This is a genomic window from Pedobacter montanisoli (assembly GCF_022809115.1).
GTDB lineage: Bacteria > Bacteroidota > Bacteroidia > Sphingobacteriales > Sphingobacteriaceae > Pedobacter > Pedobacter montanisoli.
This window is the reverse complement of the sequence record NZ_JALGBH010000002.1, coordinates 1,193,314-1,219,086: the sequence shown is the minus strand read 5'-3', so window position 1 is coordinate 1,219,086 and position 25,773 is coordinate 1,193,314. Positions and strand designations below refer to the sequence as shown.

17 protein-coding genes and 1 other RNA gene are annotated in these 25,773 nt (G+C 37.6%); 8 read left to right on the top strand and 10 right to left on the bottom strand.

All coding sequences use genetic code 11. From position 1 onward, the window contains the following. The first annotated feature begins 36 nt into the window (after window positions 1–36). The gene (locus MMF97_RS13070; protein ID WP_243362904.1) at window positions 37–3,216 is read left to right on the top strand and encodes a beta strand repeat-containing protein; all 3,180 of its coding nucleotides are present in this window, start codon (window positions 37–39) and stop codon (window positions 3,214–3,216) included. A gap of 85 nt (window positions 3,217–3,301) precedes the next feature. Here MMF97_RS13070 and ssrA read toward each other — a convergent pair. The 9 genes from ssrA to MMF97_RS13025 form a co-directional block, all read right to left on the bottom strand. Then, window positions 3,302–3,671, bottom strand: a transfer-messenger RNA (tmRNA) gene (gene ssrA / locus MMF97_RS13065). Window positions 3,672–3,937: 266 nt separating this feature from the next. After that, the gene (locus MMF97_RS13060; RefSeq protein ID WP_243362902.1) at window positions 3,938–5,578 is read right to left on the bottom strand and encodes a TldD/PmbA family protein; all 1,641 of its coding nucleotides are present in this window, start codon (window positions 5,576–5,578) and stop codon (window positions 3,938–3,940) included. A 140-nt stretch (window positions 5,579–5,718) separates the two neighbouring features. Then, on the bottom strand, window positions 5,719–7,035 hold the full coding sequence (locus tag MMF97_RS13055; protein ID WP_243362900.1) for a TldD/PmbA family protein: 1,317 nt from the start codon (window positions 7,033–7,035) through the stop codon (window positions 5,719–5,721). A 2-nt stretch (window positions 7,036–7,037) separates the two neighbouring features. Beyond that, window positions 7,038–8,672, bottom strand: coding sequence for a TldD/PmbA family protein (locus tag MMF97_RS13050; protein ID WP_243362897.1), 1,635 nt, complete (start codon window positions 8,670–8,672; stop codon window positions 7,038–7,040). A gap of 405 nt (window positions 8,673–9,077) precedes the next feature. Then, the gene (locus tag MMF97_RS13045; RefSeq protein ID WP_243362896.1) at window positions 9,078–10,865 is read right to left on the bottom strand and encodes a hypothetical protein; all 1,788 of its coding nucleotides are present in this window, start codon (window positions 10,863–10,865) and stop codon (window positions 9,078–9,080) included. Between the two features lie 2 nt (window positions 10,866–10,867). Continuing rightward, window positions 10,868–12,955, bottom strand: a complete 2,088-nt coding sequence (locus MMF97_RS13040) for a DUF4175 domain-containing protein (RefSeq protein WP_243362895.1) — start codon at window positions 12,953–12,955, stop codon at window positions 10,868–10,870. A gap of 49 nt (window positions 12,956–13,004) precedes the next feature. Next, window positions 13,005–14,387: a BatA domain-containing protein gene (locus MMF97_RS13035; protein WP_243362894.1), complete on the bottom strand. Its 1,383-nt coding sequence runs from the start codon at window positions 14,385–14,387 to the stop codon at window positions 13,005–13,007. A gap of 2 nt (window positions 14,388–14,389) precedes the next feature. Next, entirely contained in the window at window positions 14,390–15,277 is an 888-nt protein-coding gene (locus MMF97_RS13030; protein ID WP_243362893.1) for a DUF58 domain-containing protein, read from the bottom strand. Then, complete coding sequence (locus MMF97_RS13025) at window positions 15,277–16,275, bottom strand: AAA family ATPase (RefSeq protein ID WP_243362892.1); 999 nt, start codon at window positions 16,273–16,275, stop codon at window positions 15,277–15,279. The genes MMF97_RS13030 and MMF97_RS13025 overlap by 1 nt, the downstream gene beginning before the upstream one ends. A gap of 152 nt (window positions 16,276–16,427) precedes the next feature. On the opposite strand from MMF97_RS13025, the gene MMF97_RS13020 reads away from it, so the two are divergent. Further along, window positions 16,428–17,057 carry a DUF4159 domain-containing protein gene (locus MMF97_RS13020; protein WP_243362891.1) on the top strand — a complete coding sequence of 210 codons (630 nt, stop codon included), beginning with the start codon at window positions 16,428–16,430 and terminating at the stop codon, window positions 17,055–17,057. Between the two features lie 183 nt (window positions 17,058–17,240). Here the strand turns inward: MMF97_RS13020 and MMF97_RS13015 are convergent, their stop codons facing one another. Further along, window positions 17,241–17,537 carry a helix-turn-helix domain-containing protein gene (locus MMF97_RS13015; protein ID WP_243362890.1) on the bottom strand — a complete coding sequence of 99 codons (297 nt, stop codon included), beginning with the start codon at window positions 17,535–17,537 and terminating at the stop codon, window positions 17,241–17,243. An 861-nt stretch (window positions 17,538–18,398) separates the two neighbouring features. Here MMF97_RS13015 and MMF97_RS13010 point away from each other — a divergent pair. From MMF97_RS13010 to MMF97_RS12985, 6 genes are all read left to right on the top strand, one after another. Beyond that, a complete protein-coding gene (locus MMF97_RS13010; protein WP_243362889.1) occupies window positions 18,399–18,965 on the top strand; it encodes a hypothetical protein in 567 nt (188 codons plus the stop codon). Between the two features lie 299 nt (window positions 18,966–19,264). Beyond that, the gene (locus tag MMF97_RS13005) at window positions 19,265–19,462 is read left to right on the top strand and encodes a helix-turn-helix transcriptional regulator (RefSeq protein ID WP_243362887.1); all 198 of its coding nucleotides are present in this window, start codon (window positions 19,265–19,267) and stop codon (window positions 19,460–19,462) included. A 27-nt stretch (window positions 19,463–19,489) separates the two neighbouring features. Continuing rightward, the gene (locus MMF97_RS13000) at window positions 19,490–21,043 is read left to right on the top strand and encodes a class I SAM-dependent DNA methyltransferase (protein WP_243362885.1); all 1,554 of its coding nucleotides are present in this window, start codon (window positions 19,490–19,492) and stop codon (window positions 21,041–21,043) included. Then, window positions 21,027–22,430: a restriction endonuclease subunit S gene (locus MMF97_RS12995; RefSeq protein ID WP_243362884.1), complete on the top strand. Its 1,404-nt coding sequence runs from the start codon at window positions 21,027–21,029 to the stop codon at window positions 22,428–22,430. Before MMF97_RS13000 ends, MMF97_RS12995 begins: the two co-directional genes overlap by 17 nt. Further along, window positions 22,430–24,193, top strand: a complete 1,764-nt coding sequence (locus MMF97_RS12990) for a restriction system-associated AAA family ATPase (RefSeq protein ID WP_262916133.1) — start codon at window positions 22,430–22,432, stop codon at window positions 24,191–24,193. The genes MMF97_RS12995 and MMF97_RS12990 overlap by 1 nt, the downstream gene beginning before the upstream one ends. Then, window positions 24,162–25,247: a hypothetical protein gene (locus MMF97_RS12985; RefSeq protein WP_243362879.1), complete on the top strand. Its 1,086-nt coding sequence runs from the start codon at window positions 24,162–24,164 to the stop codon at window positions 25,245–25,247. Before MMF97_RS12990 ends, MMF97_RS12985 begins: the two co-directional genes overlap by 32 nt. Window positions 25,248–25,773: the final 526 nt, after the last annotated feature.

The window sequence follows — 25,773 nt, the reverse complement described above, 5'->3', positions numbered from 1 at the left end:
AGTATAGATACACTTGATAGTATATCATTAACCTATATGAAAAAAAACTTACTTAAAGCATTAAAATGGAGTTGGATACTTTTGTTATTACAATTTCAAATTATTAAAGCCCAAACTACATTAGTTGCGGGAGACATAGCATTTACCGGTTATAATTCTAATGACGCTGGAAACTTACCAAATTCATTCTCTTTTATAATCTTACGTGCTGGTGGAATTTCGGCTACTACCGTTATCAATTTTACAGATAATGGTTGGAATCCGCTCACCAGTGCACTTGGTACAACGGAGGGAACTATTACTTGGACAGCGACAAGCGCATTAGCTCAGTTTACTGAGGTAACAATTTCTGCACCTGGGTCAACACCTGTATTACAAACAATTTCACATGGCAGTGCTATCTTAAATGGCTCATTTATCTTATCTCAGGCGGGAGATCAGGTATTAGCCTATCAGGGTGCAAGTACAACACCTACTTTTATTACCGGTATTCATATGAACAGTGAAGTACCATCAGGTAATAGTGCAGGTAGTTCTTATTCAGGTTGGGATAATATTGTTAGCGGCGGGTTTAGTTTTAGTGTTAACAGATCTTCTATGCCTCCCGGTCTTACAGGAACGGTAAATGCAATAATGCCGGTCATTAATCCAGGAACAAATGGCGCAGAAAAAGACAATGGAAAATTTAATTGTACTTATGCAACTGCAACATCGCTGGCCAGTTTAAAAGCTAATTTATTTGATGCAACCAAATGGGATTTGCAAGATATAACATTATATACACTTCCAACTAACTGTGCATTTGCGGTAACAGCTCCGCCTTCCATTACAGTACAACCCTCAAACAGTATCGTTTGCAACGGATTAAACACTACGTTTTCTATTTCGGCAAACAATGCCACAGGTTACCAATGGCAGATAAGCACTAATGGAGGTGGTAACTTTACCAATTTAACTGACGGTGGGGTCTATTCAAATGTGACTACTGCAACAATGAAGATTACGGGTGCAACAACGGCCATGAACGGCTACCAGTACAAATGTGTAGTTACCGGAACGGTTACACCCGATGCCACCTCTAATGCAGCTACGCTAACGGTAAATTCGGGGCCAGCCATAACAACACAACCAACAGTAAGTACCCTTTGTGCGGGTGGTAACACTGTTTTCTCTGTAACAGCAACAAACGCTACGGGTTACCAGTGGCAGGTGGATCAGGGAACTGGATTTACAAATATTTCTAACGGAGCACCGTATTCTGGAGCTACTACGGCTACCTTATCCATTACTGGCGCTGCAGCAGGAATGAATGGCTATATTTACAGGGTTATGGCCTCAGGGAGCTGTACGCCAGCTGCTACTTCAAATAGTGTTGCTTTAACGGTAAATAGAGCGCCATCTATAGCTACACAACCATCCTCAAGGTCTGTTGTAACAGGAACAAATACTTCATTTTCTGTAATAGCTAGTAATGCAACGGGTTTTCAATGGCAGGTAAATCAAGGATTGGGGTTTACAAATATTACTAATATTGCACCATATAGTGGTGCCACCTCTTCAACACTTAATATTGCTGGTGCAACGATGGCCATGGATGGTTACTTATATAGAGTTATCGTTAGCGGAACTTGTCCACCAGATGTAACATCTAACACAGCTGCTTTAAACGTAACTACCCCTGTTACGGTAACAAGTGTAAGTTCATCTACAGCCAATGGTAGCTATTCAGTTGGTGCTATGATAAACATAGAAGTAAAATTTTCGGATGTTGTTAATGTAAATACCACCAATGGTACACCACAACTGACCTTAGAAACTGGTGCAACTGATCGTGTAGGCTATTATTATGCAGGCTCGGGCACATCTACCCTTATTTTTAGTTATACTGTACAGGCAGGAGATATTTCTTCGGATTTAGATTATGTTTCAACATCGGCACTTGCTTTAAATGGAGGTACTATTAAAGATGCTCTTGGTAATGATGCTGTTCTAACCTTGGCCAGCCCCGGCGCAGCAAACTCATTAGGTGCTAATAAAGCTATTATAATAGATACTACCGCTCCAACAAATACTATAGCAAGTATGGTTTTTTCTAATGATACAGGTATATCCAATTTAGATTTTATTACCAATAATGTATCCCAAACCATTTCTGGAACGCTCAATGCTAATCTGGCTGCAGATGAAGTGGTCATGGTATCGCTAAATAATGGCGCTACTTATACATATGCAAACTGTGTTGTTGGCACTAAAAGCTGGAGCCTTGTAGGTGTTACTTTAACCGCAAGTGGTACAATAAAGGTATTAGTACAAGATCTGGCAGGAAATCAGGGTACAGCACTTGCACAAAGCTATACCTTAGACACCACTGCACCAACAGCAGTCATTACCTCTTCAGTTGGGGCAAATGGTACGAATACTTCTACCTCGCCTATACCATTTACTGTTACTTTTTCTGAAAATGTGTACAATTTTGTTCTTATCGATATTAATGTAAACAATGGCACCGCAAGTAACTTTAGTAACATTGGCTCTAAAATTTACAATTTTGATGTTACACCTACGGCCAATGGCAACGTAATGGTTAACATTATGGCTAATGTAGGTACTGATATTGCCGGGAACAACAATACGGCGGCTACTCCCTTTGTGGTTAATTATCAGGGAACCTTATCGGTTAGGTTGTTAACCTTTAATGCCAAGGCAGAAAACAATGTAGTAAAATTGCAATGGCAAACCGCTGCTGAAAAAAACAACAAAGGCTTTGAGATTTACCGTAGTGGTGATAATATAAAAAAGGTAAAAATTGGCGAAGTGCAGGCTTCAAATTTAACATCGAACATTACAAGCCAAATGCTTTACAACTTTGTTGACAAAAACCCATTAAAGGGTAACAATTACTATCAACTAATACAAGTTGATATGGATGGAACAACAACCGACTTAGGCATTAGAAATGTAAACTTTGGCCTTTCTGCATCAGATGTTATACTTTATCCAAATCCAACCACAGATAAAATAACGATTGCTTTTACAAGTAATTATAGTAAAATAAGCGTGCTAGATGTAGGGGGTAAGGTATTGCAAACACAACAACTAAATGCCACACAAAAAGAAATAATTCTAAACTTTGTAGCTTATCCTTCAGGTACTTACTTTATCAAGCTGATAGGAAACAACCATATAGAAACCAAGAAAGTAATTAAAAAACTATAGCGTGACTTAAGTACCTTAACATAGCGATGTCGTAAGATTGTAAAATAAAACCGCTTAACTTTTTTGATTGTTAAGCGGTTGTTTTTTGTGGAGCTGAAGGGGTTCGAACCCTTGTCCAGTTGTGTGATAAAGTATGCTTTCTACGTGCTTATTTTCCAATTGATTTTAGAGATGAGCCGGGCTGGAAACCGACCTTGACAACATCCTTAGGTACTTTGTTTCGCTTTTGTATCGTACCTCTACAAAAGCTAGCATGGTTATATCGATGCCTCTGATGCTAACCTAACTATGCGGCAGTTAGCGAGACAAAAGCTTGCGTAATTCTAAATTAGGCAGCTAAGGCGTAGTTATTTTCGCCAATTATTGTTTTGAACGTTCTCTTTAAAGTGCTCACCGTACAACGCACTGCATGCTTACATATTTAGCGCCACCCTGTCAAATCCAAGAACAGCCCCTTTTTAAGTTTAAAGCCAAAAGTTGATAAGTTAAAAGATTAGATCCTTAATCTTAGCTCCTTTTCCCTTGTTCTTGGCAACAAAGGTACAAATAAAATGCCAAATCTCGATGTCTAACTTAACGTGGATTTAGGATAATTACTTTATATTTTCAATGGCGATAGCCCTAAACCTCTCCGTTCCCCTCAAAACCTACCGGCTAATGAGGCGAAAATATACAATACCTAATTTTAGATTGAATATCTAATAATTTTATACCTTAAATCTTATCCTAATTTCCTGCCTGTATTAATTACATTTACCCCATTAAAACGAGTAGTAGGACTACCATGAGATACCGCACTAGCCTGACTAGGTTGTCCCTTGCCATCAGAGAAAGTACCCCCTAAACGGTAATCGTTCTTATCGCAACGTTGCACGCACGAATTCCAGAACTCCTGCGTATTGGCTTGATAAGCAGCATCTTTGAACATCCCTACAATCTTGCCATCTTTAATTTCGTAAGCCAGTTGTGCACTGAATTGGAAATTATAGCGTTGCTGATCAATAGAATAAGAATTCCTGCCGAACATATAAATACCTTTTTCTACATTTTTTACCATATCTGCGGCCGAAAGAGGCACATTGCCAGGAAGTAAAGAAACATTAGGCATACGTTGAAACTGTATGCTGTCCCAACTATCGGCATAGCAACAACCCTGCGATTCTTTTAAGCCCAAGATATGCGCTTGATCCCTGATGGTTTGGTAATTGACTAAGATACCATCTTTAATGATGTCCCATTTACCACATTTCACACCCTCATCGTCATAACCCACAGCACCCAAAGAACCAGTTTCCAGCTTATCTGCAACAATATTAACCTCTTTACTGCCAAAGTTAAACTTCTTGCTTTCCCATTTATCCAGGGTCAGGAAACTAGTTCCTGCATAATTGGCTTCATAACCCAAAACACGGTCTAACTCAGTAGGGTGGCCTACAGATTCATGTATGGTTAAGAAAAGATGAGAAGGATCTAGAACCAGATCATATTTGCCCGGAGCAATAGGTTTGGCTTTAAGTTTTTCATCTACATGTACAGCCGCTTCACGAACATCCTCTATCATATCGTAACGCTTTTTGTACAACGTTACCGGACCACCTTTTATTTTCTCGCTATCCAAAGGTTTCATGTATTCAAAACCCATACCCATTGGGGCACTTAAAGCATTTCGGGTTTCAAATTTACCGGCAGCAGCATCAATTTTGGTCAGGGTAAAAGTTGGCCAGATACGGTGTATATCCTGATCAATATAAGAACCATCTGTAGAAGCAAAATATTTTTGCTCATTTATCATGAACAGATTAGAGTTGATGTATTTCGCACCACCTTTTAACGCTTCATTATTTACATTGAGCAAAAGATCTACTTTCTCTGCAACAGGTACCTCAAAAGCATTGATGGCGATCGGCGTTTTCCAGCTTACCTCTCCAAAACCTTTTTGCGGAGCCAATTGAACAGGCTCGTCCATCAATTTGGCATTACCTTTTGCAATGGCAACTGCCATTTTTGTGGCTTTAACAATATTGTCGTTATCCAGCTTGTTGGTTGCGGCAAAACCCCAGCTTCCATTGGCCAGCACACGGATACCCATTCCGTAAGATTCAGAATTGGAAATATTGTCCACTCTTTTTTCACGTGTAGCTACAACCTGGCTTAAGTAACGCCCAATCCTTACATCGGCATAATTTGCACCTAAGGATCTGGCGGTATTTAAAACCACATCGGCCATTTTCTTTTTCAGCGCAACATCAATAGGAGTGAGGGCTTCTTCAACAGAAATCATTCTGCCAAATACAGGTACGCTGTGTAGCATGGTAGCACCAGTACCTATCCCCGCCATATATAAAAAGTCTCTTCTTTTCAAGGTCTTGAATTTAAAGTGTAAAAGAAGAGGGTGTTTTAGTAGGTATTCGTCATCCTGAACTTGTTTCAGGATCTAATCTGAAAGATTCCGTATCGAGTACGGAATGACTACATTAAATTAACACCCTCCTTTATATTATTTTAGATCGCGTCTGAAAGTGATGAGAAAGTAAAATCACGGATTTTCATTGGCGGTATCAGGCCACTACCCGTACGAACAGGTTTACCCAAAGCCTCAACATTGTTCAGCATAATCACCGGACTTTCATTGAACCTGAAATTCTTGATCGGGAATTTAATTTCTCCGTTTTCAATATAAAAAGTACCGTCACGGGTAAGCCCTGTTAACAATAAGGTTTGCGGATCAACCATACGGATATACCAGAAACGGGTAACCAATATACCTTTTTCAGTGCTCTTGATCAGGTCTTGCAAAGATTGGTTTCCACCTTCCATTACAATACTTCTGCTAAATGGCAAAGGCTGTACGTTTTTCTGCGCTGCCCAATATCTCGAGTAAGATAGGTTTTTAACCACTCCGTTCTGTACCCATTGCGTTCTCGTAACAGGTAAACCATCACCACTCCAAGTAGAGCCCGGTACTTCAGGATTTAGCGGATCAGAATAGATATTTACATTTTCAGAGAACAATTGCTCACCTAAACGTGTGCCACCACCTTTCTTGCTCATAAAGCTACGACCCTCATCTGCATTTCGCGCATCAAAACCTCTGAACATATTGCCCAGCATATCACTTGCAGCCAAAGGTTCTAAAATTACGGTGTATTTACCCGGTTCTATGGCTTTTGCACCAGCAGAAGTATTGGCTTTGGTAGCCGCTATTTTGCTCAGTGCCAATGTATCCATTTTATCGAGGTTATTGAAATCTTGCTCTACATAACCAGAACCAGTTCCCTGTTTATTACGTATGGTTACCGAGAAAGAAACATTGGTACTTTTGTTATAAGCAAACAAACCCTTAGAATTCATAATAGAATTAAAACGGGTAGAATTCTCTAAAAAGCCTGCGGCATCTAAACCACCTGCTTTTGATACACTTAAACTTTTGGCTACCATATCTGCCCTGGTATCGGGGTTCATGGCTGCGGTATTGGCATTATAAGTTAATGCTTCTGCAAAATTCTGAGGACCCAAAGGTGGCATATACTCCGGATTTTCGGGAGCGAGCAAAGCCAACTCTTCCGCTCTTTTAACTACTTTTTGCAAAGACGCATCATCAAACTCATTGATGGTGGCCGTACCCGTTTTCTTGCCAAATGTTGCACTAACGCCCAAACTCATTACATCTATTTGTCCGGCAGTAGAAACAGCATTTCGGGCATAACGAATGTTACCACCATCAGAGCCATTTAAACTTACTTCGCAGGCATCGGCCTTAGAATAGCTAAGTACCTTTTTTAAAATTGCCTGTGCTTCTTCTTTACTTAATATGGCCATAATTATATTTTTCTTGCTGTATTAATAACATTAACTCCATTAAAACGGGCAGTAGAACTACCGTGCGAAACTGCACTGCTTTGCGATGGCTGCCCTTTTCCATCACTAAATGAACCACCTAAACGGTAATCGCTCTGATCACAGATATCGCTGCATGAATTCCAGAATTCGCGGGTATTGGCCTGGTAGGCCACATCATTGAGCATGCCTACGATTTTACCATTTTTAATCTCATAGAAAATCTGACCGCCGAACTGGAAATTGTAACGTTGCTGATCAATAGAGAACGAGCCATCGCCAATGATATAGATTCCTTTTTCTACATTTTTGATCATATCATCAACGCTCAGTTTTTGTTTGCCCGCTTGTAACGATACATTAGGCATGCGCTGAAACTGAACATCATTCCAGCCCTGAGCATAACAGCAACCTTGCGATTCGTTTAAGCCTATAATATGTGCTTGATCTCTAATGGCTTGGTAATTTACCAATACACCGTCTTTGATCAGATCCCATTTTTTACATTTCACACCTTCATCATCATAACCAACAGCACCTAAAGAACCTACCTGAGTTTTGTCGGCCACGATGTTAACCTTATCACTACCAAATTTAAAGTTCTTAGATTCCCATTTATCTAAAGTAAGGAAACTGGTACCTGCATAATTGGCTTCATAACCCAGTACACGATCTAACTCTGTAGGGTGACCCACAGATTCGTGTATGGTTAACCATAAGTGAGAAGGATCCAAAACCAGGTCATATTTACCCGGCTCTACCGATTTGGCGGTTACTTTTTCAGCAGCCACTTTAGCAGCAGCCTTTACATCTTCCAGCATATCGTAACGACCTTTATAACGGGTAACGATACCAGCTACTTTATCTTCAGGACGTGCATGCATATACTCATAACCCATGCCCATAGGAGAGCTTAACGAATTACGGGTTTTGAATTGCCCCGAAGCACGGTCAATTCTGGTTACGTTAAAAGTTGGATAGATACGATGAACATCCTGATCAATATATGAGCCATCTGTAGAAGCAAAATACTTTTGTTCATTAACGGCAAATAGAGCAGAGTTTACGAAGTTGGCACCATTTTGCATGGCAACGTCATTCACATTTAGCAACAGATCTACCTTTTCTTTAACCGGCACTTCAAAAGCATTGATTTCGATTGGTGTTTTCCAGCTAACCTCGCCATAGCCTTTTTGCGGAGCAAGCTGTACAGGATCGCCCTGTATCTTTGCATTGGCCTTGGCAACAGCAACAGCTTGTTCGGCGGCTTTGGCGATGCCATCTTTGGTTACTTTATTGGTAGCTGCAAAGCCCCAGCATCCGTTTGCGATCACGCGGATACCCACACCATAAGATTCGGTATTGGCTACACCCTGAACACGCTTTTCACGGGTAGATACGAACTGGTTTAAATAACGGCCTATACGTACATCTGCATAAGTTGCACCCTTTGATTTGGCCGCATTTAATGCCACATCAGCAAGTTCTTTTTTAATTTTGGTATCTACGCGGACCAGCGCCTGCTCGGGATCTATTGGTGTGGCATAGGCCGATAGATCAGGTAAAAGCAAAGCACCCATTCCTACTCCGGATAGATAGAGGAAATCTTTTCTTTTCAATGGTTTTTTAGTTTAGGTTAGCAATACCACAAAATAGTTAAAGCTTTAAATAAAAATGCTATAAGAAGTATAACATTTTAGTTTCAATCGCCAATTTTTATTGAAAAGTTGATTTCTGCATCATAAAAAATCAAAAACTATACTGTCACATAGCTTGTCGATTTAATTCTGGACAAGTTGTCGAAATGTAATTTACACTCGATAAAATAATACAACTGTGTTCTTTGTGCCTTTTGTGGTTAATTCACTATTTAGGGAAAGATGCTGAAACGAGTTCAGCATGACGCTCTGCTTAAGGCACTAAGATTGTCACAAGGAGCTTGTCGAAATGCAATTCTACGATTAACCAATTAACCAATTAACCAATTACACAACTAACCAATTAACCAACAAACCAACAACCAACTAACCCCTATTAAAAACCCTATCCTCCAACCATAAAAACCCAATCGCGAAGACAAAACAAATAAAGAACCACCATTTAGAAACCTCATGCCTATAAACGGTCGTTGTTTCCTGAGTATTAGCTACCTCAACTTGGTGCTGACGAACAAAATTCAGATTTTGTTCCAGCAGTTCATACTGACGAAGCGCTTTCCAATTCGCTTTACCATAAACAAAGAAATTAAAATCACGCTGGTTAACACTTAACGTTTGCCACCCAGAGTTTAAGGGCCAGGTTTGTGCTTCCCAACTATTGGGAAATAAGAGATTCTGTTTAACAGCCAGGTGTTTTTCGCCATATTGTATTAGAGGAACATTTGTATCAGCAGTTTCTATCTGGAACAGGAGCCTATGCTGTACTACCGGCCTATAATCATGGGTTTGCAATGTAATGCCTGGTTCCTGTTTACGTGCTGCAGCATTGATCAATTCAGACCAATAGCGAGCATAATCCCGCTGCTGACCCGAAAGCATCCATTGATAGCTATTTTGCAAGGTCGTTGCCACAATTTTACCATTGCCGTACAATTCTTCGGCAGCAACAAGATGCTGTTCTTTACTGGCAATTACCGCTTGCTGACGAGACGAAGGACTGATATAAAGTTGCTGGTTAGATGGGAGAGAAGCTAGGGCCATCTCACGATCAAGAACGAACAAATTGGTCAGTTTATCCTGTACCTGTAGGGTCGTTAATTTAAAACTGTTTATTAAGGCCGTATTTGCGCCTGGTTGATCTGCCCAAATGATCAAGCCCATACCTTTTGTAACCGCCTGTTCAATAGCTCTTTTTTCGGCAGGAGAAATATTCTCCAATTCTTGTTGGTCAATAATGAGCACATCTTCCTTTTCCAGTAAGCCAGCCTGTATGCTGTTTATGGTTGAGCTGTTGCGGTTCAGGAAATCAACACTGTATTTGTCTTTGCTGATCCGGCTCCTAACCATAAGTGGGTACTGATTTTCATACAGCCATTTTTTAAGGAAATTATATTCAAAGCTCGGAAAGGAGGTAAGCATAAATACCCTTAAAGGTACTCTGGTTATGGTTTGTACGGGTATAATCTCTTTGGTTAAAGTATCTTTGCCGTTTAGGGCGATAAGTTCCAATAGCGCTTTCCCTTTTTGCCTGATTTGATGGTTCAGGTTAAAATTACTCAGCTTTTGAGCAGGGAGCATAACCGAATCTAAAGCGGTTCCAAAACCCGTTAATTTAAGTTGAATGGCTTTGTTCAAAGTATTGTGAAAAGAACCCTGTACCGTAAAAGTTTCTTCTTCATGCAGTTTTTCGGTCCAGTTGCAACTAATAATGCCATAAGGCATTGCTGACGGATGGAATGTAATTTTATAATTTTTTAATTTTTTAAGTTCATCTGCTGCAAGTCCATATCCATATACCTCAATATTTTGTACATCCTTATGCTCGATCAGATAATAAGCCAGATCAGGAATAAAATCAGCTTTTTGCTTCAATTGATCAGCCAATAAAGGATCTGTATAGTACTTTATGCCTTTAATTTTAGCCAGACTATCTGCCGAAACCCCATCGGTAATAAGATTAAGCTGACCCTTTTTGTTTTGCAGGCTGGTTTCAAATGAAAGAGGAAGAATAAGAAAGGCAAAACAGGCAATCATAACAATACTAACCACGATCCGTCCTGTTAACCAATGGCGATGAGTTCTCTTGATTTCCTTGTAGATAAGAAATGCAAGTAAAACCATACAGATACCAATAACAAATGTACCAAATCCCATAATCAATAGCCTTTAAGATGGTTAAAGTAATGTTCAGCTAATTTTTTGCTCAATCCCTTTGTTTGTGCTTGCGGCAATGATGTACCTGTGCCAATAAGATTGTATATGGCATTAGATACCGTATTTAGATCATTCAATGCAGGCAATTTTTGTGCGCTCAATCTCCTTAAACTCTTTAGAGCAGGTAAATAACTGGCAGGATGACTGGCAGTAGCGATGATGATCTGCTTTTCACCACTTTGCAAGAGCGCTTGATCATTAGCAGAAAAAGGCTTGCCGTTTTTATGCAGATCTAATAAAGCCAACAACAGTTTCAGTTCCTCTTTGGTATGGTCTTTTAGTTCGTAATGAAGATTTTGCTGTGGTGCGGTAATCTCCTTTAATTCGCCCGTTAAACGTTTTTCGGGTTTTATAGCTGCAGTTTTAACGGTAGTTTTGGCTACATAAACCCTCGATTTTTGTTGCAAATCTTTGAGCAGCCTTAACGCTTTGTATTCAAAAGGAAGCGCATCTTCAGGTGCGTAAGTGCGCAATTTGAGTTCGGCGCTCCACATTTCGTTAAGTACGGCTTTTAATTGCGCTTTTATTTCAGGCTCAAAAAACGTGGCATCCTCGGCAATATCATGCTTATGCGCATATTTATCCATCAATGCTTGCACATCGCCAAATTTTTCTGGTTGCGTATCCTGTTTACCATGATCATGGCCATCATTGTCATTGTGGTCGTCATGATCGCCGCCAATTTCGGTTTCATTTTCTTCGCCTAAAAACTGACCATATTTTAAGCGCAACAACTTTTGGTCTATCCCTAAAGTATTGCTACGTTTTTTAAATTCCTCTACAGCTATCGAAGCCTTTTCAGCCAGTAATTTTTCGGTATCTAAAATAATCTGTCGCTGGCTCCTAAAATATTCGGGAACCAAATTCACGCCAGAAGTCATACCAGCCATGCTCATCAATTCGGCCGTATCTACGATAGAAACCGTATATACATCAGATCTACTTTGCTGACCTTTATTGTCTTTAGCCTGAATAAAGAAATAAAGCTCATCCCCAGGTTTCATCCCCAAATTTTTCAGGTCAATATGCTTGTTGAGCGTTAAAGACTTGGCACCTTTAAAAGAGACGTTAAAATTGATTTTCTTTTCGGTAAAACTTACGCTTTCGCCTTTACCACTGGCCCTGGTAGCCGAAATAAAAGCTTCTGTAATGCCATAATCATCACTTAGCAAAGCTTTAAGGTCAATTTGCGTAGGCATACCCACATCTATAACGGTTTGTGGTTTAGGTTGCAAGATCTTTATGTTTACCGGAAAATCAGGGATAATATCAATCTGGTAAAGATCAGATTTAACACCATCTAACTCTAACTGGTAAAACCCCTGCTTATCCAATTGTTTAGAGAAAGACCATTCAGTAGCATTAGCCCCTGTAGGATTTAATTTAAATTTTTCCTCGCCGTTAAAGATCATGTAAAACGATTGTACAGGCTTATTGGTACGAATGTTCCAACTTACTTTAGCACCGGTTTCTACCTTTAAGGTAAATTGGGTCTGCTCACGTGGGGCATTGCCTGTATAAGTAGGCGGCACAATAGAGAGATGGTAACTGGCTACTTGTGGTAAAACTTTTTCTACAGAAACTTTGTGCTTGGGTGCCTGCTCAGCCTTTAAAGAAGAAGATCGTAGCGAAGGCACATGCTCTAGCAACATAAATACACCTGCACCTGCAATTAGCCAGGCCAGCGCAATAAATATTTTAGAAGATATAGGCTTAAAAACTTGTTGCAAGGGTAAATGCTGTACTATTTTAGCCACTTGCAAACCTTCTAGCAGGCCCAGTTCATTGGGTTCTTTTAACAGCAGGGCACTGCTGTCTTCAAGCTGTGGAAACTGGTTGTCTAAATAACGGCTAATGTATTTCTCATCTATTTTCCAGATAGGATGAAAGCTTAGAAAAACAATTGCAGCTAAGATAAATACCAGATAATAAACCCAGTATATAGGTTCGCCATGCCAATAATTAAACAAACTGCCTATAAGCAAAGCAATACCTAGGCTCAATGCAAGTGCACGGAAAAGTTCAATCATCCTTTTCCGGTTTTTCAAATGCCCTATATATGCTTTACCATCTATCATTTTATGCCTGTTTCAAATGAGCTTTGCGTTTAAAAGATAAAAACCGTTCAACAATTAAAATAATTAGGGCCAGTATCCATAAAAATCGGTCCATAGACTGTGGTGCAGAAAGAATAGGTTTTGTGGCTTTGGTATCGTTAAAAGAAAGCACAGGTTCCTGGCCTTCAAAACCTGCATTAACCTTCGGTTCAAAACCAAACTGCGGTGGCTTTTCAGCGTAAATTATGGGAAAGATAGACCTTACAAAAATAGCTTTCCATACCAGGTCTGTCCATTTTGGATTAAGCCTGCTGTACAAGGTATAAGCAGAAAGATCATCCTGTTTTAAGGTTAATAGAGGCTTGCCAAAGCCATCTTTCCATAAGACTTCGCTATGATCTGTATCCTTTGGCGCAATAGATTTAAAAATTTTAACAGGTTGGGTCTCGCCGTAGGTCTGTTGGTTAAATACCATAAAACTACGCTCATTGCTGATCTTGCCATTTGCATATTGAAACAAGACCCCGTTTTTCTTGAGCTGCTTGGTCAAACTGGCATTGATTGGTTCATCAGTTAACCAAAACAGCGCATCCAGCGCGTTAAAGTTTTGCGAAGCGCTGTGAAAAATAATTGCCTGTCCGGTATAATCGCCAATGGCTGCTAAGGCTGCTTTTACATATTTTGCATCCTCACTTTCTGCAGGATGGATCATTACATTTAAAGCTGCGGGTTTTTGACCATTTACCTGCGTATAGGCAATGGCATAAGGAACTACGGTAGCTTGATAATTACGACCTAAAAACTCGCTATAATAATGAGAAAGAGAATCTTTTAAAGAAACTGTTTTCCAATGTAACTGAAGATGCAGTACCGGCAGCTCATCATCCAAAGGCCATTTGTTTTTTGAAGTAAATAGCCATACAGGATAACGGTTAGGTAACAGATGATTAACCTGTTTAAGTAAAGAAACCGGACTTAAAGCAACACTATCCTTAAATTTATTTGCGGTATCTTTTAGATGAAGTTCTTTAAAACCATAGCCAAAATTACGGATCTGGTAGCCTTTGCCCAGTAGCGAATCAATGGTTTTTTGATGTGCTGCATAAGTGCTGCCAAATTCTTGTTGCTGTAGCAAGATCCAGCCACCTTGTTTAGATAATGGTTTAGCAGTGAGATACGGCTTGGCCAATAAAAATACAGTTAAGATCAAAAGAAAGCATCGCAATACAAAAAGCAACCAATCATTAATGCGTAAACTTCTCGAATTAGAAGCAGCACTTTCGCCCAATAGAGAAATACTTCCAATCTTTAAAGTTTTTCCCCGCTTTACCTGCCAAAGATGAATAAGGAGGGGAATAACTAAGCTTGCAAGTGCAAATAAACCTATGGGATATAAAAACTGCACAATTAATTATTTAATTTATTTCGTTGATTTAAAAAATCTCTCAAAGCCTGGTCTATCGGTTCATCGGTAGATAAAGTTCTGTAATAGATTTTTCGGTCTAACATGGCTGTTCTGATGTTTTTTAAAAGCGCAGCCATGCGCTCTTGGTATGCTGCTCTGGCTTTGGCCTGATCGATCTGTATGGTTTCGCCAGTTTCCAGATCTTCAAAAGTAGAATAACCTTTAAAATCTAACTCAAGTTCATTTTTAGCAAGCACATGAAAAACAATGATCTCGTGCTTAAGCGATGAAAGCGTATCTAACAGTTTGATGATTTCATGATCCTGCTGGTAAAAATCAGTAATGAAGATCAGCAGCTCCCTTTTATGTCCGCCGGCAAAAATCTCGTTGTAATGTATGGGTTTGGTAAACTTACCTTGAGGTTCAATATGTTCAAGCTGGTAAAACAAGCGAGATAAATGCTGAAAATCCTGTCTCGAAGCCATTGAAAAAATACGGTCCTGCTTAAAAACATATAAACCAATGGCATCGCCCTGCAAATTGGCCAGATAAGCCAAAGAAGCCGCCACGTACCTGGCATACTCCATTTTAGTAAAATCGCCATCATGGTGGTTCATAGAAGCGCTCGCATCAATCAGCAACCTTACCGAAATACTGGTTTCTATTTCCGATTCCCTAATGTAATAACGATCAGAACGGGCAAACATCTTCCAGTCCAAAGACCTCAGGTCATCGCCCGGTTGGTAGCTTCTGTATTGGCTAAACTCCATGCCGGCACCCTTTAGCGTACTTTTATTGATACCATTCATAAAGCCATCAATCGTGGTTTTGGCCGATAGCGATAGCTGTTTAATGGCCATCAGTATTTTAGGGTCAAGAAGCCTGCTCATTAAATACTGTTTTGAGGTCTTGTGATGACTTTTAACAATTCTCTGGTGGTATCATCTGCCGAAACATTTTCGGCATCAGCCTTAAAATTCATGAGCACCCTATGGCGCAATACCGGGTAAGCCATGGTTTGCAGGTCTTCTAAGGTCACTGCATAGCGCCCTTTAAAAAGAGCCCTGGCTTTGGCGGTTAAGATCAAGGCCTGTCCGGCACGAGGACCTGCGCCCCAACGTACCCACTCTTTTACAAAAGCAACACCAGAAGTATCAGGTCTTGTAGCACGTATCAGCTCACTGGTATAAGTAACCAGATCCTCGCTTATGCTCACCTCACGGGTAAGTTTTTGCAACTGCTTAATTTCTTCAGCACCAATTACCGCATTAACCTTTTCCTGCTTTGCACCCGTGGTACTGCTCAGGATCTTGCTTTCTTCGGCAGCACTAGGGTAACCTATTTTAATATACAACAGAAAACGGTCTAACTGTGCTTCGGGCAAAGGATAGGTGCCAGCCTGCTCAATAGGGTTCTGCGTAGCCAGAATAAAAAATGGTCTGTCTAAAGGATACGTTTGTCCGGCATAAGTAACTTCAAACTCCTGCATGGCCTCTAACAGGGCCGATTGTGTTTTAGGAGGCGTACGGTTCACCTCATCGGCCAAAATAATATTGGCAAACAAAGGCCCTTTGTTAAATTTAAAAAAACGTTTGCCAGAGCTATGATCTTCCTCCAAAATTTCTGTCCCTATAATATCAGTAGGCATCAGATCCGGGGTAAATTGTATGCGCCTAAAAGACAGGTCAAGCGCCTGCGACATCGTTCTCACCATTAAGGTTTTGGCAAGACCCGGTACACCTTCCAAAAGGCAATGGCCGCCGGCCATTAATGCAATGAGCATCTCTTCAATGATCGTGTCTTGTCCTACAATAACTTTTTGTATCTCGCTCTTTAAAGAAGAGACCTTTTCTATCAGGTGGTTTACCTTGCTTGCTGAAGTTTCCAAGTGCTAAAATCTTTTTAGGTTAACAGAAATTGGTATTTCAATATAGCGCATCTAGATATGAAAAATCAAGAACTTTTAAAGAATATCAAAAAAATTACAACATAAACCCATTAAAAAATGGTTTTTATATAAAATGAAATTAATTTAGGTCGATGCAAAGCGCCAAGTTCACATTTGCCCGGATAAAATATATTTCAGGAGACTGGGATACCGATCAGCGTATGCCGGCAAATGTCTTGAATTCGCTTTTAGAATACACCACCATTCCGTTTGAGCCCGAAGAAAAGATCATAGAACTGAGCAGTGCCGATATTTTTAAGTACCCATTCTGCTACCTAAGCGGACATAAACTGGTACAGTTCAGTAAGCAGGAAGCAACCAATTTTAAAACCTATGTAAACAATGGCGGTTTTGTCTTTGTTGACGATTGCAACCACGATATAGACGGATTATTTGCCCGATCGTTCGAAACCCAGATGAACAACCTTTTTGGGGCCAGCGCACTCAAAAAAATACCGAACAACCATCCCATCTATAACTCCTTTTTTAAATTCGAAAAAGGACCACCATCCACCTCTTTTGAACTCAACGGTTGGGGCGATGACCTGGTGCACGATTACCTCAAAGCAATTACCATTAACAATAGAATAGGCGTTCTGTACAGCAATAAAGACTATGGCTGCGAGTGGGATTATGATTTCCGCAACAAACGCTTCCTGGCAGAAGACAATACCAAATTTGCGGTAAACATTATCATGTATGCCATGGGCGTTAATGGGTAGTTGAGAGTCTAAAGCACAAAGCCCAGAGCAGAAAGCCTAAAGCCCAAGCAGGAAGTTCAAAAACGAAAAACGAGCAACGAGGTCTGAAAGATCAAAGTTGAAAATCTAACAAAATCTAACTTCTAACCTCTAACTTTTCTAATATCTAAAATCTCAAATCACACATCCAATATCTCTCATCAGTCACATTGAGCTTGTCGAAATGCCCCTATACCTTAAAAAGAACTCCCTGGTCTCATCCGCATCAAAATAATAACTGCCATGCTTTACAATAGCCAACAATATGCCAGCCTTTCGGAAACGGTACAGGGTCTGCCGGCTAACACAATACTTTTCTGCAACCTGTTTTGTAGTTAAAAGCTCCTTTTGCAATAATTTCTTTCTGATGTACGCAGAAGTTTCCATGTATTGAGTTACAGCGGTTTGCAAGAGCGTAAATTCTTCATGAGAGAGAAGATAGTACCCTTTTCTTTTTTTCATAATCTTATTTGGTAATAATGAATAAATAATAGGAATAGGGGTATCCCGTTAATTATCTTGAAGGTAGCCTTTATATTCTGAAATACCAAAGTTACAGGACTTTGCACCAAGAGCGTACCTATCTTTCATACTGATTAACGCTAAATATATTTATTTAGAAAAATTGACTGTCACATTGAGCCTATTTGTCACATTGAGCTTGTCGAAATGTAAACTGAATATTCCACATTACCCTGAACTCGTTTTACGAGGGTTTGTTTATTTCCTTGAGTGTTAGATGCAGAAACAAGTTCAGCATGACGGATTTATTTAAAGCTACTAGCTACATTCTTTGCGATAGCCGTAAAACATCTTCGTTTAGCGTAATACCGACCCTGGCTGATGCGGTTTGCAACAACTGGCCTAAGCAGATACCTTGTAGCATCAGGCGCAGTCGGTGGTTTTTGGTCCTTTTTGCCATCAAAAAGGACTAGGCCTCGCCGGCTAATGAGGCGAAAAAATAAAAATCTATATACTAAGTGTCACATTGAGCTTGTCGAAATGCAATTCTACGATTAACCAATTACACAATTCAACGAATAACCAATCAGCCAATCAACCAATTACCCAATCCCAACACAACCTCAACACAAGAATCACACAACAACCACACAAGCTTTGCACAACAACCACACAACAAATGCATCCAAGTGCTCATTTTTAAACAATTAAAATATTGATATATAAGTGATTATACAATTTTCGTCTTCCAAGCTGTTACACCAAGTGACCAATAAACCCCAACAGCTTGTTTTCCATTTTTAACTTGCAGAGCTTAGCATCTGTAAATTAACCGATTGTTAAATTAATGTTTTCAAGATCATGGCAGTAAACAAGAACAACCCCGTAATTGAGGGAGCCAGTGGCAAATTTGGCCGTACAATGGTATTTCGTCAGAGAGGCAACGTAACGGTAATGGCAGTTAGGCCCAAGCCCACAACCAAACTACCCACCCAAAACCAGATGAAACAAAGATTTCTCTTTGCCAAAGCAAGTTCCTATGCAATGAGCGTTATCAGCGACCCGATAACCAAAGCAGCCTACCAGGCAAAGGCCAAGGCAAACCAAACGGCCTACAACGTAGCCTTTAGAGATTTCCTTACTCCACCCGTGCTGCACCTTGCCGATTGGAGCAAGTACACCGGGGCTATCGGCGATACCATTACCTGCCGCATTACCGATATCATGGCCGTAACAAGCGTAAAAGTTAGCCTGTACGACACAGACGACCTCCTGATAGAAGAGGGGATGGCGGTACAGAGTACGCTCAAATTAGATTGGCTGTACACCGCTACTATTGCCCATACACCTGTAGCGGGTACCCGTATGGTGGTAGAGATGACGGACACTCCGCAGAACGTGTATACAGAAGAAGTAGTGATGGAGTAATGGTTTTTTTGAGGGTAGATGCATTTTTTGTAAAGGCAGTAACCGAAGGGTTGCTGCTTTTTATGTGCTTAGCTTTTTCTATAATCGATATTGCTTACAAAGGGATATGATTTTATGTTAATATCTATATCCCGATAAATCCATTTTTGTATTCGAAAGAATTAAGTTTTTGATTGCAATAAGAGAAGAAATTAGGGGTTTATTGCAAATTAGTACTTAATGAAAAATCCCTTTCCAATGCTTTGTTTGTATAATTAATAACATTAAATTCGCACAATATGCGTATTAAATAGCATCGTATGAAAATCAATCGGCTAAAAATTGTATTGACGGAACAATCAAAAACCAGTAAATGGTTAGCTAAAGAACTGGGTAAAAGTGCAAGTACGGTTTCTCGTTGGTGCACCAATGAAGTGCAACCTTCTGTAGAAACTCTAGCAGAAATAGCGAAACTACTAAAAATTGATGTGAGGGAGCTATTAAATCCAAGTAAATAGTGATAAACTCATAAAAAGAAAACAAACATGTTGAATTCAATAATAAAAACTAAAATCAGTAATCTTTGGGATATGTTTTGGGCAGCAGGCACTTCCAATCCTTTAACAGCATTAGAACAAATATCTTATTTGCTTTTTATGCGTAGAGCTGAAGATGTTGGTTTAGTTGAAGAAGATTCATATAAATGGTCTTTTTATACACAATGTGCTGATATTGATTTGCCAAAGACAATGTCTGATATTTTTGAACACCTCAAAACAATTAACAATGAACACGAGCCTTTTACTAAGGCAATGGAAGGTGCTAAGTTTGAAATTACAAAACCGTCTTTATTAAGAGCGGCGATAGACGTTATTAATGATATATATGAAGCAGCGGAACAAGAAAGAAATGAAGGGCAGATTTTTCAAGATACATTGGGAGATTTTTATGAATTAATCTTGTCACAAACAGGTGAGGCTGGAAAAAATGGACAGTTTAGAACACCTAGACATATTATTCATTTTATGTGTGAGTTGCTTAAACCTACTTTGGAAGATAAAATATGTGATGTTACATGTGGCACATCTGGTTTTTTGGTAGGAGCCTATCAATATATTATTTCTCAAAATTCAGGTAAAGAAGAGTGGCAGACAGATACAGATGGGTTTAAGATAAGAACATCAGCGAATGCCATAAAACCTAACTCTAAAAAAGCAAAGAAGTTAACAACAGGCACTTTTTATGGTTATGACATTGATACCACAATGATTCGTTTGGGTATGATGAACCTAATGATGCATAATATCAAAGAACCTCATATTAAACATATTGACTCCTTATCACAAAAATTTGATGAAGAGGAAGGTAATACCCAATACACTAAAATTCTGGCTAATCCACCCTTTACGGGAAGAATAGATAGTCTTGATATAAGTATGATATTGGATAGGGTTTACCCTCCTAAATTTGATAAAGATGGAAAACGGCAAAAACAGAATATACAATCTGAACTCTTGTTTTTAGAACGTATAATTCAACTTTTGGAGATAGAAGGAAAAGCAGCTGTAGTAGTTCCTGAAGGTGTTTTGTTTGGAGGTAGTAATGCTTATAAAAATCTAAGAGAAATTTTATTAAAAGACTGTTTAGTTGATGCTATTATTTCTTTGCCAAGTGGTGCTTTTAAACCTTATACAGGTGTAAAAACGTCTATTTTGGTATTTACTAAAAAGGGATTTAAAAACAAAGATTTTTCTACTCAAAAAGTTTGGTTTTATGAGTTAGAAACAGATGGATATAGTTTAGATGACAATCGCAAAAAATTAAGTGACAATCCTTTACCTAGAGCAGTCGAATTTTATGATAATAAAATAGATGACGAAGCAAAAAAGGAACGTAGGCAGCATTTTTATGTTCCTTTTGGTGAGATAGAAAAGAATGATTTTGATCTTAGTTTTAATAGATACAAAGATTTTGATTATGAAGAACAGCAATATGATCCACCACAAGAAATATTAAAAGCGATTCTAGCTTTAGAGGTTGAAATAAACAATGATTTGCAAGAGCTTAAAGATTTGATTGGATATGATGAAAAAGATTAAATTAAAATCTATATTGGATTGGTTGCAAAAATCTACTTTTAAGGCTAGTGAAGGATTGCAACAAGGAAAATATGCTTTCTTTACATCTAGTCAAATTCAAAATAAATGGATTAATGAGGCAATTTATGATGATAATTGTTTGATTTTCGGAACAGGAGGAAATCCAAGTATACATCATTATGAAGGAGTCTTTAGTACTTCAACAGACTGTTTTGTAACAAAAATAAAAAAAACACAAACTGAAATAAACATAAAATACATATTCTATTTTTTGAAAGCTAATACAAGTATTTTAGAAAGAGGATTTAGAGGTGTAGCAATAAGACATCTTTCTAAAAGCTATTTAGAAAATGTAGAAGTTGATGTTCCTAACATAGAAGAACAAAATCGAATTGTAACTATTTTAGATAAAGTTGAAAAACTCACTGAAAAAAGAAGTGATACTATTCTAAAATTAGATAATATGCTTCTTTCATATTACAACAGTTTATTTGGTAATAAAAATAAAGATTTTAAAAATTGGGAAACAGTAGAATTACAAGATTATAGAAGTGAAAAAAAGGGAAGTATGAGAACTGGTCCCTTTGGAAGCTCTCTTACTCATGACAAATTTAAAGAAGAAGGAGATGTCGCTGTACTTGGTATTGATAATGTTGTAGATAATGTCTTTAGGTGGAATAAAAAGAGATTTATCTCAAAAGAGGAATATCAAAAATTAAAAAATTTTAAAGTTTACGGTAAAGATGTATTAATATCAATTATGGGAACTGTGGGTAGATCTGCTGTTGTTCCAGAAAATATTGGATTAGCCATTAATACAAAACATTTGGTTGCTATCACTCTCGATGAAAAAAAATGTAATTCTTATTATCTATCGTATTCATTTCATTCAAATCCTTACATAAAACAGCAAATAGTAGCCAGAAGTAGAGGAGCTATAATGGATGCACTTAATTTAAGTATAATCAAACAACTTAAAATAAAAGATGTCCCAATAGATTTACAGAACGAGTTTGAATACAAGTACAAGAAGATACAGTCAATTAAAAACAAATTATTAGATTTTACTTCTTTAACTGAAAGTCTATTGAGAAGCCTTTTTAATCAATATCTAAGTCCCAGAACTTTAATTGATATTGAGAGTGAATTAGAAACACTAATTAATGCTATAAATCTAGATTTACCTGATGAGAAAAACGATATAAAGGAGATAATGCAAGATGTTGCTTATCGTCAGAAATTAATAGATAAGTTAGCATTACAAGGTTTTTCGAATATAGAGCAATATGATAAAGCAAAATATATAGTTTTTAGATTATTGAAAGAAAGTAATGGTAAAATCCATCAGGAATTTGATGTTAATAAGAACAAAATTTTGTTAAGTTAATGAAACTTTTATCCCTAAAAATTGGACAAATGGAAAAAAGCTTTCGAAGTCTGCATTCAGACTTTGAAATTTATTTCCATTCTCTAGATGAAACAAAAGCAATGGAAGAATTTCGACCATTTTGTTTTGCAGGATTAAATGGTAGTGGAAAATCAAATGTATTGGAAGCTCTAGCCAATATTTTTTATCATTTAGAAATTTGTGTTGCTCGCTATCTTCCTGATACTATAAGGGACAAGAAAAACTTTAAAAGAGAAGTCTGTACTCCTGATGCTTTTATTTTAGAATACCTTATAGGTCAGAAAAAGGGAAGTATTTATACTATAAAAAACTTTGATAAGGTAACAATTTCAAAGAAGACAGGGGAAGAACCAAAAATGGAGATTAGAAAGTATCCTTTCGACCAAGAGGCAGGACAAAATATCTCATTAATTCCTAATTTGAAACTTGATATCGAGACACCCGGAAAATCATATCTTCCAGATCATGTTATTGGTTATTCTTCTGGTGAAAACGAAATTTTAAGTTTACCTTTTATTAAGGCTCGTCTAGTTCATTTAGACGAGTTTAAGCAATATACACAAAAAGGTGTTGCCCGCTATGATGAACCTGAAAATGGTTTGATTTACATTGATAATGCAATGAGTCAGGCTGTTTTGTTATCCTGTCTATTACTTGAAAATAAAGATTCCCTAAAACCGCTAAAGCAAGAAATAGGAATTCAGTGTTTAGAAAGCTTTAGAATGCATATCAATCTTAAAAACTTTAAATATGAAATCAGAAACGATAGTAATTTAAATATAGAAGAGAAGTCTGTTTTAACGATTTTAGAAAATGAACAACTTGATAGATTTAAGAGATGTGCTACTTCTTGGTTCATTAATAAAGAACGTCTTGTTTTAGATTTTTATGTAGGAAAAGATTATGAAAATGAAAGTAATCCAACAAAAAAAGCCTTTGAAGAACATTTTGGCGATTCATTTAATTTATTCCAAGCTTTTAGATTATTGTATGAATTGAATAATCATATTTTAGATGATAGTACTAAAGAAGAAGTTTATCGTTCTCAAGGTTATTACACTGATGGTAAAATTCCAACAGGCGGGCCAAATGATGATGTTTTTCATTTTCTTGATTTTATGATTATAAAAAAAATGAAAGATTCTGAAATAGAAAAATCCTTATTACTAAGGAATTTTTCCGACGGAGAACACCAATTATTACATACAATGGGTATTTGCTTATTGTTGAAATCTAAACGTGCTTTATTATTATTAGATGAACCAGAAACACACTTTAATCCTTCTTGGAGAGCTAAGTTCATTAAAATGTTAAATGATAGTATTACTGCTAGTAATAATAAAACAAATGAAAATAGCAGCTATAATATTCACTATTTAAAAGATATATTACTAACATCACATTCGCCATTTGTAATTTCGGATTGTTTGCCTAATAATGTTTTATTTTTTGATAAAGACCAAGATACTAACAAGTTGAAAGTTAAAAAGGCCTCACAGTTAGGAATTAACACTTATGGTGCAGGAGTAGATTATATTTTAAAGAATATTTTTAAGACTCAAATGATATCAGCTCAATCTTTTGAAGAAATGAAGGAGCTTATTAAAACGGGCTCATTGGATCAGTTGAGGAATGCTGTAGATTTTTATGGAGAATCTAGTCAGAAGCAGTTTATTTTTAAAAAAATTTTTGAATTGACAGAAGATAATAATGATTCTAAACATACAAAAGGTAAAGACTAGAATTGTAGTTTTGCATAGCATTCCTAAATCTTTTTTTAAGAAAATAGAAGATAGTGTAAACTTTGGGAATCATCTGTTCCCTAATTGGTCAATACAAGTTTTTCAGAATACTGATTTGCAAAGTAAGTTCAAGGCTGTATATGATGCTTATAAACTTATTACGATAAAAAATGAAAGAGATAAAATAATTACAGCTTTCCAAAATAGTAATGAAATAGAAAGACTCTGTAGTAATGATCCTGCTTTAGAAATGCTAACAATTAATGATATAGAAGCTTCAATTAGACAGCCAATAAAACAACTATTTTCTTATTTGTATAATACAGCAAGTAAGTATCATGAATTTACAAACTTTGTAAATATTACTGTTGGAAAATCAATTGATGAGTTTATCAAACATCATAAGATTGAGGTTTGTCCTATTTGTGGTTTAGAAGGATTTCTGAACTTAGAAGGTCAAGCCCGCTTAGCTTTAGATCATTGGCTTTGTCAAGATATTTTTCCTTTTTCTTCAGTTAATTTTAATAATTTGATACCAATTGGTGGTTGGTGCAATTCGAGACCTGCAAAAGGAGATGATAATGTGTTAATTGATAATGTCGGAAATAGAAAATTAGCATTTTATCCATATAAAAACTATAATGGTATAAATGCAAGATTTTCTTTTATTGAAGAGCCTTCTTTCGAAGAAGAGTATGGTAGTTGGGAGTTTATTATTGAACCTAAAGATAATAACGAGATTGATTATTTTGAGAGCTGGGAAAATACATTCAATATAAAAACTCGATACAATAGTTTTGTTAAGAAAAATATTTTGACCATGTGGCGAAATACATATATTGAATACATTGATGATCACGACATATTAAACCACGCTTCAGATTTGGTGTCATTTAAGACCAATCTTCAACATTGGAAATCATCCTTTATGAAAAAAAAATACGTAGGATATAAAGCCTATAGAAGTTTTATAAATCATTTAGTTCAAAATGCAAGTGATGCGTATCTGACTGGTATATATCAGAATATTTTAAGTGAAAAAGGTTTGATTTAATTGTTTTTTAGATTTCCCGCTCTCTTCCCACACACACAGAAAAAATACGGCTTTAGCCAGACCCAACCGCACAAGCCCAACGCTTCGCCTGTCTTCTATGCATTGCCGCCGTTTGCAACTGTCATACTTTTTGCGTTGTTTTTGCCAATGTTCCACAGCACATTGCTATCCTCGTTCCTGCAGTGGCAAAGAGCTGTCCAACATAAAAAACAAAGCAAAAAACCACTTCACTCCAACCACCACCACCGTTCCGTTTATGCCAGTATGCAAATCGGTGGAAGCTAAGTTACATAATGTGGCATTATGTAAAATAGCCAATGTAATAGTGTGCTACCCGAAAAATATCCCAACGCTCAAAATACAACGCTAATATTAACAATTATAACTCCCCATTCAATATTTCATCTGCTGGTCTTGACATAAGTTCAGACAGACTAATCGAAAAATTGAATGAATATTTTGATAGATACAAAAGCGAGGCATAACAAGATATTGCCAAATGCGGGTTTAGTGCTAAATTCAAGCA